Annotated in this window: 9 protein-coding genes; 7 read left to right on the top strand and 2 right to left on the bottom strand. The window is 62.7% G+C overall.

What is annotated here, in order from left to right; all coding sequences use genetic code 11:
- On the top strand, positions 1-808 hold an 808-nt coding region (locus VFV96_00210; GenBank protein ID HEU5068819.1), incomplete at its 5' end, for a tyrosine recombinase XerC.
- A 93-nt stretch (positions 809-901) separates the two neighbouring features.
- Here VFV96_00210 and VFV96_00215 read toward each other — a convergent pair.
- A complete protein-coding gene (locus VFV96_00215) occupies positions 902-2,152 on the bottom strand; it encodes a redoxin family protein (GenBank protein ID HEU5068820.1) in 1,251 nt (416 codons plus the stop codon).
- Between the two features lie 205 nt (positions 2,153-2,357).
- On the opposite strand from VFV96_00215, the gene VFV96_00220 reads away from it, so the two are divergent.
- On the top strand, positions 2,358-4,577 hold the full coding sequence (locus VFV96_00220) for a hypothetical protein (GenBank protein HEU5068821.1): 2,220 nt from the start codon (positions 2,358-2,360) through the stop codon (positions 4,575-4,577).
- Positions 4,578-4,676: 99 nt separating this feature from the next.
- Here VFV96_00220 and VFV96_00225 read toward each other — a convergent pair whose 3' ends face one another.
- Positions 4,677-6,635, bottom strand: a complete 1,959-nt coding sequence (locus tag VFV96_00225; protein HEU5068822.1) for an LTA synthase family protein — start codon at positions 6,633-6,635, stop codon at positions 4,677-4,679.
- Between the two features lie 183 nt (positions 6,636-6,818).
- On the opposite strand from VFV96_00225, the gene aspS reads away from it, so the two are divergent.
- From aspS to VFV96_00250, 5 genes are all read left to right on the top strand, one after another.
- A complete protein-coding gene (aspS, locus tag VFV96_00230; GenBank protein ID HEU5068823.1) occupies positions 6,819-8,627 on the top strand; it encodes an aspartate--tRNA ligase in 1,809 nt (602 codons plus the stop codon).
- 48 nt (positions 8,628-8,675) lie between these two features.
- Positions 8,676-8,951 (top strand): hypothetical protein, encoded by a 276-nt coding sequence (locus VFV96_00235; GenBank protein HEU5068824.1) that lies wholly within the window; start codon positions 8,676-8,678, stop codon positions 8,949-8,951.
- Entirely contained in the window at positions 8,918-9,727 is an 810-nt protein-coding gene (locus VFV96_00240) for a nucleotidyl transferase AbiEii/AbiGii toxin family protein (GenBank protein ID HEU5068825.1), read from the top strand. The genes VFV96_00235 and VFV96_00240 overlap by 34 nt, the downstream gene beginning before the upstream one ends.
- Positions 9,724-10,563, top strand: coding sequence for a methyltransferase (locus tag VFV96_00245; protein HEU5068826.1), 840 nt, complete (start codon positions 9,724-9,726; stop codon positions 10,561-10,563). Before VFV96_00240 ends, VFV96_00245 begins: the two co-directional genes overlap by 4 nt.
- 345 nt (positions 10,564-10,908) lie before the next feature.
- On the top strand, positions 10,909-12,858 hold the full coding sequence (locus tag VFV96_00250; GenBank protein ID HEU5068827.1) for a proton-conducting transporter membrane subunit: 1,950 nt from the start codon (positions 10,909-10,911) through the stop codon (positions 12,856-12,858).
- Positions 12,859-12,923: the final 65 nt, after the last annotated feature.

The raw sequence follows: 12,923 nt of genomic DNA on the forward strand, positions 1-12,923 counted from the left end.
GTCGGCGCCCGATTGGGCAAAGCTCCAACGGGACGACTTTCGCGCCTACCTGCGCTTTCTGGGGCGGCAAAACCTCGGGCGGGCGGCAACGCAACTGCGTTTCAGCGCACTGCGGACGTTCTACAAATTTCTGGTGCGCCACGGCGTGGTGGAGGTGACGCCCATCCGCAGCCTCGCTCTGCCCAAGCTTCCGAAGCGGCTGCCCAAATATCTGACCGTGCCGCAGATGGTGGATTTGTTGAACACGCCGCTCAGGGTGCTGGATGTGCCCAAGGAAAAGCAGCGCGGCCGGCCGGTGTCCGTGGCGGCGGCGCATCGCGATGTGGCGGTGCTGGAGACGATTTACTCCTGCGGCCTGCGCATCAGCGAGCTGGTGGGTTTGCGCGTGTCCGACGTGGACTGGAATGAGCAGCTCGTCCGTGTGCGCGGCAAGGGCAAAAAGGAACGGCTGGTGCCGATTGGCCAGACTGCGCTGGCGGCCATCGAAAAGTATTGGACGCATCTGTCCGCGCGGCCTGCGGGGGATGCGCCGGTGTTTCTGTCCGAAACGAAACGGCGTTCGCCGGTGAATGCCGTCATGCTGGCGCGGCGGTTGAAAACCTATCTGGCCCTGGCCGGGCTCGACCCGGCCATCACGCCGCACAAACTCCGGCACAGCTACGCCACGCACCTGCTGGATGCGGGCGCGGATCTGCGCAGCGTGCAGGAACTGCTCGGGCACGCCCACCTGGAGACGACCCAGGTTTACACGCACGTCACCACCGAGCGCCTGAAGAAGGCTTACAACGCCGCGCATCCACGGGCATGAGGCGAGGGCCATTCGTCGTCGGCGGCGCAAAACAAACAGCCCCGCCGATTCGGCGGGGCTGGTGCTGATGAAGCTGATTTGCCGGAGCAGTGGTTACTTGCCTTCCTTGGCTTTGGCTTCGTATTTGTCGAGCGTCTTCTGCATCTCGCCCTTCATGTCCTCGTCCTCCACGAGTTCGATGGCCTTTTTCTGCTGGGCAATCGCCTCGGTGGTTTGACCGTTGTCAAACAGCGCCCGGGCATACGTGTCCAGCACGCCGGGTTCCTTGCTCTCGGTGACGTCGGCGGCGCGCTTGGCGAACTTCAGGGCCAGTTGGGTGTCGCGGGCCTTGATGGAATCGTCCGTCAAAATGGTCCAGGCAATGTCATTGAGCAGTTGCGGGTTCTTGAGTTCCAACGCTTCCACTTTCTTGGCGAGTTCGGCCGCCTTGGCCGCGTCGCCGTTTTCGCCGACGGCCGTCATGTAGTCGCGGAAGAGCTCCTTGACCTGGCCCATTTCCTTGTTCCGTTCGATGGCCTGCTGCATGCCGGCCTTGAACTTGGCAAAATCCAAATCCTTGGGTGCCGTCGCTTCGAGCTGCTTTTCGAGGTCGGCCAGTTCATTGGTGTCGCCGTTGCCCATGGCCGCCTGTTGATATTTCTGGAGCAGCTGGCTGAATTTGATGCGGGCGCGGATGTCGGCCGGATCGAATTTCTTGCCGTTCATGATGCCGCCAACTTCCTGGTCGAGCGCGACGAGTTCGTCCTCCAGTTTCTTGATCTCGTCCGCATCGCCGCCCTGCAGGCTGAGCTGGATGTATTTCTGGAGTTTTTCCTGCGCTTCGCCGGCCTTCCTGGCTTTGGCCATGTCATACTTGCCGTCAATCAACGCCTGCACCGTTTCCTCGAGGTGATCCATGGGATGACCGTGCCAGACGATTTTGCCCTCCTTGTCCACGACGAAGGCGTGCGGGATGCCGTTCACGCCGAAGGCCTCCATGTAGGCGGTGGACGTTTTCCCGCCGTCGATGGCCACGTGGTAGTCCATTGTGTCGCCCATCTTCTCGACGAATTTTTTCACCACGTCGGGCTTCTCGTCGGTCACGCCGACGAAGACCACGCCCTGGTCCTTGAACTTCTTTTGCAGTTCGGTCAGGTGCGGAATGCTTTCGCGGCAGGGCGGGCACCAGGTGGCCCAGAACTCCACGACGTAGATGGTCTTGCCCTTGCCGGCGCTGAGATCAACCGGGCCGCCTTTGACCCATTCCTTGATGTCGAGCGGCTGGGCGGCGTCGCCCAACTCGGCGGCGCGCAAGCCCGCGGCGCACAGCAGGGACAGCAGGCTGGTGAAAATGAACTTTTTCATAGAGGGATCCGTGGATGCGTGATGAATGATGTTTCCGTCAAAAACGACGTTAGCCGCGGCTTGGGGACGAGTCAATGGCGGCGCCGCCGCACCAGCCATTGCGCTGCTCGGTGGTGGACAACGGGTTGCGGACGGGCTACTCTCGGAGCATCAAACCGGGCAACACAACGGCTCCACTTTTCACCCTAAAATCAAAGGACGACCTATGGCAACCAACACCTCACATTCATGGAAATTCGTGCGCATTGGCGGCGTGGACCAGGTGGTTTTTCGTTCCGGATCCGACGTCGCGAGCGTCGGTGAGTTGGATCAGAAACTCTGGATGGCGCTTGCCATGCCGACGCGCGGCGTGGAGTTCGACGCCAAAACCGCCGACTTGGTCGACACGGACAAGGACGGACGCATCCGCCCGCCCGAAGTCATCGCCGCCGTCAAATGGCTCGAAGGCGCGCTCAAGGATCCGGGCGACGTTTTGAAGGGCGGAGATTCCGTCCCGCTCGCGGCGATCAAGGACGCAAACCTGCTGGCCGGTGCCAAACGGATTCTGGCCAATTTGAACAAGGCCGACGCGTCCGCCATCTCGCTGGCCGACGTTTCGGACACGGTGAAAATTCTGGCCGAGACCAAGTTCAATGGGGATGGCGTGGTGATTGCCGAAGCCGCCGACAATGCCGCGGTCAAGCAGGCCATCGAAGACATCATCGCCGCGGTTGGCCCGGTGACCGATCGCAGCGGCAAACCGGGGGTCAACCAGGCCAGACTCGACCAGTTCTTTGCCGAGGCGCAGACCTTGTCCGACTGGGCGGCCAAGGGCGAAGCCGACAAATCGCTCACGCCTTTGGGGCTCGCGGGAACGGTCGCGGCGTCGGCGGCCATCAAGGCCGTGAAGGCCAAGGTGGATGACTACTTCGCGCGGTGCCGGCTCGCGGCATTCGATGCACGGGCGCTGGCGGCGCTCAATCGCAGCGAAACGGAATACCTCACACTGGCCGCGCAGGATCTTTCCATCACCGCCCAGGAAGTGGCGGGTTTCCCGCTGGCGAAAATTGAGGCGAACGCATCATTGCCGCTCGCGGGAGCGGTGAATCCAGCCTGGGCTGGCGCGCTGGCCGCGTTGGCCGAGGCGGCCGTGGTGCCGTTGCTCGGAGCCGGCAAATCGAGTTTGACCGAAGCCGACTGGGCCGCCGTGCAGGCCAAGGTGGCGGCGTATGACGCATGGACGGCCAGCAAGCCGGCCACGACGGTGGAAAAGCTCGGCCTGCCGCGTTTGCGGGAGCTGCTCCAGAGCGGAGTGAAGGAGAAGATTGTCGCGCTGATCAAGCAGGATGCCGCGCTTGAAGGCGAATTCAACCAGATGTCGGGCGTGGAAAAGCTGGTGCGCTTTCAGAAGGATCTGGGGCGGCTGTTGTGCAACTTTGTCAACTTCGCCGATTTCTATGGCAAACGCTGGGCCGTGTTCCAGGCGGGCACGTTGTTCCTCGACACCCGCGCCTGCAATTTGTGCATCGATGTCACCGAGCCCGGCAAACATGCGGCCCTGGCCGGTCTGGCGGGGTGTTATCTCGCCTACTGCGATTGCACGCGGCCGGGCAGCGCCAAGCGACAGATTGTGGCCGTCTTCACCGATGGCGACTCGGACAATCTGATCGTGGGGCGCAATGGCGTGTTCTACGACCGCAAGGGACAGGACTGGGATGCGACGATTGCCAAAATCATTTCCAATCCCATCAGCATCCGGGAGGCGTTCTGGCTGCCTTACAAAAAGCTCGTGCGCATGATTGAAGAGCTGGCCGCCAAGCGCGCCGCCGCGGCCGAGGCGGAGGCGGACAAAAAACTCGCTGGCGCGGCCGCTGCCGTCAGCACGGCCGACAAAACCAAGCCGGCCGAGCCCAAGAAAGTGGACGTGGGCACGGTTGCCGCGTTGGGCGTGGCCATCACGGGAGCCATCTCCGCGTTGACGTTGATCTTGGGCTACGTTCTCGGGCTGAAATGGTGGCAGTATCCGCTCGCGTTGATCGGCGTCATGCTGGTCATTTCCGGACCCTCGATGATCATTGCCTGGCTCAAGCTGCGAAAGCGCAACTTGGGACCGATTCTCGACGCCAATGGCTGGGCCATCAACAACCGGGCGCGGATGAACATTCCGTTTGGCCGGTCGCTCACGGACATGCCCGAACTGCCGGCGGGTTCGGAACGGTCCCTGGAGGATCCGTTTGCCGAGAAGAAGCAGCCCTGGAAGCTCTACTTTGTGCTGCTGGTGATTGTCGTCCTCGGCCTGTGCTGGTGGCGTGGCAAACTGGATGGGTTCCTCTCCGTCAAATTGAAGAGCACCACCGTCCTGGGAACCAACGCGCCGGCCTACGTGGCGCCGCCGCTCACGAACAGCGTGCCCGTTCCGTCCACCAACAGCGTTCCGGCTCAATGAAGCCCTGAGCCGCAGCGCCTCGCGTTCTTGATACGACCAAGCCCGGCCTGATTTCAGGCCGGGCTTTGCGTTGTTTTACGTCCTGAATGAAGGCGTCCGCTACGGGTCCAGATGATACCGGCGGTTCATGTAGAGGTCGTCCGCGACCTGGAACAGCGCGGTGCAATCCTTCTCCAGTTCCAGTTCGCGTTCGTCGGGAGATTGCAGCGGGCTCACCTCCACTTTCTTGGGATCGCCTTCGTAATACTCGACGGTTTTTTGCAGGCCGAGCACGATCATCCGGTCCTTGGCCCACATGCCGATGTCGCGGTTGTGATTGATGAGCACGCGTTCGTGATCGGGATTGCCATGCAACAAATCGCGCCCGAAAAACAGCGAGTCGTAGGGGCGGCCCAGCAGGCCGAGCAGGGTGGGGGCGACATCGAGTGAACAGCCGAGTTCATCCAGGCGTTTGGGTTCATGCACCACCGCCGGTCCCAGAATTACGAGGGGAATTTCGTAGGACTTGATGGGAATGCTCTGGCTGCCATAAACGCGCGCTCCGTGGTCGGCCACCACGGCGAAAATCGTGTTCGTCCAGAATGCCTCGTTTTTCACCGACTTGAAAAATTGTCCCAGGCACCAGTCCGCGTATTTCACGGCGTGCTCGCGCTTTTTCACCTTGGGATCTTCCGGGATGCGCCCTTCTGGATAGGTGAAGGGCTTGTGGTTCGACACCGAAAGAATGGTGGCGAAGAACGGTTTGCCCTGTTGGGAAAGGGTGCGCATTTCCGTGAGCGCCCGCTTGTAGAGATCTTCGTCCGCCACGCCCCAGGCGGTGGTGAAGCTCGGGTGGTCAAAGTCCTTTTCTTCGACGAACCGGTCATAGCCGTTCTTCACGGCAAACGACCGCATGCCGTCAAACAACCCCCGGCCGCCATACAGGAAAATGGTGTTGTAACCGTCCCGTTTGAGGACGCGCGCCACGGTTTCCACGTTTTCCGAGCGGTCACGTTTAACAATGGAGTCGCCCGGGAGCGGGGGAAACGAGGACAGCACGCCCTCGAACCCGCGCACCGTGCGGTTGCCCGACGCGTAGAGGTTGGTGAAGAGCCAGCCTTCGTCCTCGGCCAGCTTGTCCATCTCCGGCGTAAGCGTTGCACCGGGGCGGCCCAACGATCCCCAAAACTCCGAGCCGAGGCTTTCTTCGAGAAAAACCACCACGTTCAACCGCGGCCTGGCGATGTCGCCGTCGATGTGCCGGCGGATGCTGTCACCGGTTTCCGTGAACTGCGCGTGCGGCTCCGTCAGGAGTTCGCGGGCGCGGGCGTAAGCCGCTTCCTTGGGCAGCGTGCGGTAAAAGGCGGCGTAGTCCAGGTTGCGCGTCCAGGCTGCGGCCAGAAAGGACATGGGGCCGTTGTTGGCGATTTCATTCAACGTGCGGTTCGTGCTGAACGACGTGCCCCGGAAATCGAACGTCATCGCCAGCACGGCCAGCACGGCGATGGCCGCAACGAGGTGCAGAAAGCGCTTTCCAGGCGGCGCCGGATCGTTCCACATGGGACGAAACCAGCGCAGCGCCAGCCACGTCCACGCGGCGCCCAGCAGCAGGCAGACACTGACGATCGGGATGACCGGATAGCTTTCGCCGATGTTGACGAAGACTTCGTAGGGATAAATCAGGTAGTCCACCGCCACCGTGTTGAACCGCGAATGAAACTCGTCGAAGAAGTAAAACTCCACGGCGAGCTGGAAGATTTCCCACGAGGCGAAGCCCAAGGTCACCGCGATGAACAAAATGCGATGCCAGGGCCGGCCAAAGGCGCGGTCCCGCAACACCAGCAGCCAGCCCAGCAGTGGCAGAATGAACGCCACGGCCATAAAGACGTCCCGCACCAGGCCGATGGCAAACATCTGCGCAATCTCACCATACGGCAGGTCGCGGGGCCCATATTTGGCAAACAGCACAATGCGCAGCACCGTCCAGCCGAGGAGCAGCGATAGCGCGATGGCGGCGGCGAAACCAAAACGGGACTTATGCCAGTGGGTGGGGACGGCGGGGCGCAGTTGGTCAGACATGTGATGATAAAATCGAACGGCCGGGCCACGGTAGAACCGCCCGCCCGCCGGGGTAAAGGACATTCAGCGGCACGGAGCGTTCAAAGGAAGGGCTCGGCGGGCAGGTTTTCGAGCGGGCTTCGGCGCTTAAAATTGCTTTGATTTCCGCATCTTTACGGCATCATGCGCCGCTCGATTTTGCTCATGAAACGGACGCATCATTGCAACGAACTCCGCCCGGCTCATGCCGGTCAAACCGTCACGCTCGCCGGCTGGGTCCACTCGCGCCGCGACCTTGGCGGCGTGCTCTTCATTGACCTCCGCGACCGCGAAGGTCGCACGCAGACGGTGTTCGATCCTGCCGATCTCTCGAAGGAAACGTTCGATGCCGCGACGAAGCTGCGCAGCGAATCGGTGATTCACATCACCGGCAAGGTGCGCGTCCGCCCCGCGGGCACGGAGAACTCCAAAATCCCCACCGGTCAGGTCGAAGTGCTCGTGAAAGACCTCACGGTGCTGAACGAAGCCGCGCCGCTGCCGTTCCAGATTGATGACCCCGAAGCCGCGTCGAAGGTGAACGAAGAGGCGCGCCTCCAGTATCGCTACCTTGACCTCCGCCGGCCCGAGATGACGCGCAACCTGCGGCTCCGCTCAAAGGTCGCCATCGCCACGCGCAGTTACATGGACGAGCAGGGCTTCCTCGAAGTCGAGACGCCCACGCTGTTCAAGTCCACGCCCGAAGGCGCGCGCGAGTTTCTCGTCCCGAACCGCCGTGAGCCCGGCACATTCTACGCGTTGCCGCAGTCGCCGCAGCAGTTCAAACAGATCCTCATGGTCAGCGGCGTGGAGCGTTACTTCCAGCTCGCGCGCTGCTATCGCGACGAGGATTTGCGCGCCGACCGCCAGCCTGAGTTCACACAGGTGGACATCGAGATGAGCTTCATTGACCGCGAGGACATCTACGCGCTCATCGAGGGTCTGCTCAAGCGCGTCTGGAAAACGGCACTCGACATGGACATCCCGACGCCGTTCAAGCGCATCAGTTTCGAGGAAGCGCTGAACCGTTGGGGCATTGACAAGCCCGACACGCGCTTCGGCATGGAACTCGTGGACTTCACCGAAGAGTTTCGCGCCAGCGCGTTCAAGGTGTTCGCGGGGGCCGTGCAGCACGGCGGCGTGGTGAAGGCCATCAACGCCCGCGGCCTCGCCGGCGCGACGCAGGGCCAGATCGAGACGATGACCGAAACCGCCAAGAGCTTTGGCGCGAAAGGCCTCGCCTACATCAAGGTCGAGAACGGCGAATGGAAATCGCCCATCGTGAAATTTTTCTCGGACGCCGAAAAGCAGGCGCTCACGACCAAGCTGCAAATCCAGGAAGGTGATTTGATTCTCTTTGCTGCCGACCAGTGGCTGAATGCCTGCGAAATCCTCGGCAAGATTCGCCTCTACTGCGCCGACGTGCTCAAGGCGCAGGGCAAGCTGACGATTGACCCGAACCGCTTCGACTTCCTCTGGGTCGTGGATTTCCCGCTCCTGAGCTACGACAAGGAACAGAGCCGGTGGTATTCGAGCCATCATCCGTTCACCGCGCCGGTGGCGGAGGACATCCCGCTGCTCAAGCAGGACCCGAAGAAGGTCCGCGGCCAGCACTACGACATCGTGGTAAATGGCGTCGAACTCGGCGGCGGCTCGATTCGTATCCACCAACCCGACGTGCAGAAAACGATTTTCGAGGACATCCTGCAAATCCCGCCGGACGAGACGCAACTGCGCTTCGGCTACATGCTGGAGGCGTTCAAGTATGGCGCCCCGCCGCACGGCGGCATCGCGCTCGGCTTCGACCGCCTCTGCGCCATCCTCTGCGGCACCACAAGCATTCGCGACGTGATCGCGTTCCCGAAGACGGCCAAGGGCGTCTGCCTGATGACCGATTCGCCGTCGCAGGTTTCGCCGCGTCAGCTCCGCGATCTTTACCTCGAAGTGAAGACGGCGAAGAAGCCGGAGGCGAGCTGAAGGCAAGGACTGCTTGCCGGGTGAAGGGGGCGCGCCTACGCTGTTCCCATGGCTGCGGAGCACGATGAATTGCGCGAAGTGGCACCACCCATGCCGGCTCCGGCGGAGTTGTGCAAACGTGCGGCAGACGTGGTTCGCAAGCATCCGGAATGTTTTTGGTTCTGGCATCCGGACGTCTTGGCGCATCCTGAGCGTCACGTGCGCGAGATCGAGGATGTGCGTCTGGTGATTGAGCAATTGCGCAAACACGGTGACCGGCGGGCCTGGCAGGACGCCCAAGAATTGCAACGATGCCTCTCACCACTTTTCAAAAGGAAATTCTAGCCGTCCTTGCGGCGAACCGCAGCGAGGAAAGCCATTTCGCCGGCGGCATTGTTTTGAATGCTGCCGATGATTCGCCTCGCTTCTCGCACGACTTTGACATCTTCCACGAAATCGCGGAGGAAGTGGCCCGTTCCAGCGATCGGGACGTGGCCGCGCTTCGCGCCGCGGGATTTCAGGTGACGATTGCTTCGCCTCGCGGTGAGTGGGAGCAGGACGCCGCTTTCCGGAAGGCAAGAGTGAGCCGAGGGAACGACTTGGTCGAGATTGACTGGGCGGCGGATTCCGCATTCCGCTTCTTTCCCATCGAACGCGATCCAGTGTTGGGCTGGCGGCTTCATTTATTCGACGTCGCGACCAACAAAGCGCTCGCTCTTTCCGCTCGCACCGAAACGCGCGACTACGTAGATATCGTGGAACTGAACAAGTCGTTTCCGCTGGCGGCAATCTGCTGGGCGGCCTGCGGCAAGGATCCCGGTTTCACTCCGCTCTCGCTGCTCGAAATGATGAAGCGTTTCGCGCGGATCAATCCCACTGATCTCGACAAAATCAAGGCACGCGCCTTGGACCCCGTGAAACTCAAGATGGCCTGGATTGAAATGAGCGACGCGGCCGAGGCGGACATGATTCGCGTGGCCGACGAACAGCCGGATCTGCCCATTGGCGTCGCCTTCGTGGATGTCAGCGGCAGGCCGGGATGGATCGGTAACGACCCGAAACTTCGGGTGCATGCACCGTCTGTGCGTGGCTGCTGGCCGACGATGCATGGCGTGGAATGAGCGACACCCTTTTCAAAGGCTGGGCCAAGCCGGGACCAATTCCGCCCGGGCTTGCTTCGGGCGTGCAAGTGGAGCCGCACGAAACGCTTGATGCCGTCAGCGGGCATTTTCGCTTGTTCCAACTGCGCAACGGACATCGCTTCTCGACGGACGACATCCTCACGGCGTGGTATGGCACGAGCTGGTGTCCGACGGCGCGGACGGCGCTCGATCTCGGCAGCGGCATCGGGACGGTGGGGATGATTTGCGCGTGGCGTTTGCCGGGTGCGCGGTTCGTGACGGTCGAGGCGCAGACGGAGAGCGTGACGCTGGCGAAAAAGTCGGCGCGGTATAACGGACTGACGGAGCGCTACCAAATCCGGCATGGAGATTTTCGCGACGCGGATGTTATCAAGGCTGACGAAAAGTTTGATCTCATCACCGGCAGTCCACCGTATTTCCCGCCGGGCACGGGCGTGGAAAGCGAGCACCCGCAAAAGCTCGCGTGCCGCTTTGAACTGCGCGGCACGGTGGCTGATTATTGCACCACGGCGGCCAGGCATCTCACGCTCGGTGGTTTCTTCGCCTGTGTTTTTCCCACCGAACCAGCGCAACTCGCGCGGGTGGAGCAGGGGGCACGTGCGGCCGGACTGGTGATCGTGCGCCGTCGTCCGGTGGTGTTCCGCGAAGGCGAGCCGCCGTTGGTGGCGTTGTTCGGCCTGATGCGCGCGGCGGATTTGCCAGAATGGTTTCGTGGACAAACCTGGGTCGAACCGGACCTCATCATCCGCACGCGGGACGGAAAAATTCACCCTGAATATTCCGCGCTAAAGCCTGCCATTGGCTTCCCGCCATAATCGCCGGTAACCCGCAGCAGCGTTGTCGCTTATACTGTGTAATTTCGCTGGCGTCGCGGCCTTGGTTTGCTAGAACTCAACTGCCTCAAAGGCGGGCTTTTCCAAGCCGTGCTCCGGGAAAACCGATCCCCCGTGAACCACCGGTTGTTCGTCGCGCCATGCGTTTGGGGCAAGCTGCATGAACATCACTGCTTGCTTCCGGCTTGGGCCAACGAGTGGCCGGCACAGTAGTTCGCGCGCCGACCGTGGCCGCAATAAAGCTGTGCGCCTTGCTGCCGGGGCAGGAGCATCATGTCAGCGGTGGTATTGTCACCGTCCGCCCATTCCCGACAAATAACCCTGCGCATGATCCCCGGGCCATTCTTCCTCGTCGCCGCGTTCAGCCTGCTCGCGGCCATTCTCGTCGGGCGCCGCGCGCCGCGGGCGTGGCTGGCGGCCACGCTCGGAGGACTGGGGGCCGGCCTGCTCGCCGCCGTGGCTGTGCTGCTTGGGGGCGCGGAGTGGAACTGGCGCAGCACATTTCCCGTGGCGGGCGAACCGCTGCACCTGCGGCTGGATGCCTTGAGCGCCCTGTTCCTCGCGCTGTTGGCGGTCGTGGGCGCCGCCGGCAGCGTGTATTCCCGCGAGTATTGGGCGGATCGGGCGCATCCGCGGTCCGCCCGCTCGGGCCGCGTATGGTGGAGTGTGCTGTTGCTGTGCATGGGGCTCGTGCTGCTGTCCTCGAACGGGCTGCATTTCCTGATGGCGTGGGAGCTGTTCACCGTCAGCAGTTATTTCCTGATCACCCTCAACCGTCAGCCGCGCGCGGTGCGCGCGGCGGGCTGGCTTTACCTTGCGGCGTCGCATGCGGCGACCCTCTGCCTGTTCGCCTTCTTCGTCACGCTGGCGGCGCGCACCGGCAGCTGGGAACTCGGTCCGATGCGCGAACAGGCGGAACTGGCCCCGTTGTTCTGGCTGGCGCTGGTTGGTTTCGGCGTGAAGGCCGGCGTGTTTCCGCTGCACATCTGGCTGCCTTCGGCGCATGCCAATGCGCCCAGCCACGTTTCGGCCATCATGTCCGGCGTGACCATCAAGCTGGGCATCTACGGACTCGTGCGTTTCAGCAGCTGGCTGCCCGTGCCGGCGGCCGCCGGTTGGGTGGTGGTCGCGTTGGGCTTGGCCAGTGCGGTGTTGGGCGTTGCGTTTGCGCTCGGCCAGCATGACCTGAAACGACTGCTCGCCTATCACAGCGTTGAGAACATCGGCATCATTCTCATCGGGCTCGGGTTTGCCCTTGTGGCCGTGGAGCACGGACAACTGGCCTGGGGTGGACTAGCCTTGGCGGGCGGACTGTTGCATGTCTGGAACCACGGCTTGTTCAAATCCCTGTTGTTCCTCGGCGCGGGTTCGGTGCTGCACGCCACCGGCACGCGCGAAATGAGCCGGCTCGGCGGGCTGTGGCGGCACCTGCCGTGGACGGCCGGGTTGTTCGCGCTCGGCGCCGTGGCCATCGCGGGTCTGCCGCCCTTGAACGGCTTCGTCAGCGAATGGCTGGTCTATCTCGGCTTGTTCGACGCCGTCAACGCGCACGCGAATGCCGCGTTGCCGGCCGTCCTCGCGGTGGTGCTGCTGGCGCTGACCGGCGCGCTGGCGCTGGCCTGTTTCATCAAGGTCTGTGGCGTCGTGTTTCTCGGCGCGCCGCGCACGGCCGACGCCGAACACGCCCACGAATGCGGGCTCGGGATGCGCGGGCCGATGCTCGCGCTGGCGGCGGGCTGTGTTGTGACCGGTCTGGTGCCCGTGGTGTTCTGGCCGGCGCTGGCGCGGGCGGTTGTCGTGTGGAATCCCGCCTGGAGCGGCCTCGATCGCCCGGTCTCGCTGAACACGCTCGGAACGTTTCACCTGGCCCTGGCGCTGGCCGCGGTGCTCGCGGCGTGGCTGCTTCGGAGCCGCACACGGGCAAATGGCTTGCGCCGCACGGTGACGTGGGACTGCGGTTACGCGGCTCCGACGGCGCGCATGCAATACACGGCCGGTTCGTTCGCGGCCACCATCACCGGCTGGTTTGACTGGATTCTGCATCCGCATCGCCACGAACGGTGCCCCGAGGGAACGTTCCCAACCCGCGCAAGCTTTGCGGAGCACACGCCCGAGACGGTGCTTGAGGAAGTAGTGGCACCGGGGGCCGGACTCGTGATGCGCGTGGCCGCCGTCGTGCGACGGCTCCAACACGGGCGGGTGCAGGCTTACGTGCTTTATCTCGTCGCCGGCCTCGCCGCACTGGCGATCCTGGTCATGATCGGAGGTGGCCTGTGAATCATTCAACCACGGCTGGCTGCGGATCAACCGGGATGAACGGGGCGCGGACCAGAGTCTGCATT

It is taken from the genome of Verrucomicrobiia bacterium, from assembly GCA_035765895.1.
In the GTDB taxonomy this organism is placed as follows: Bacteria; Verrucomicrobiota; Verrucomicrobiia; order Limisphaerales; family DSYF01; genus DSYF01.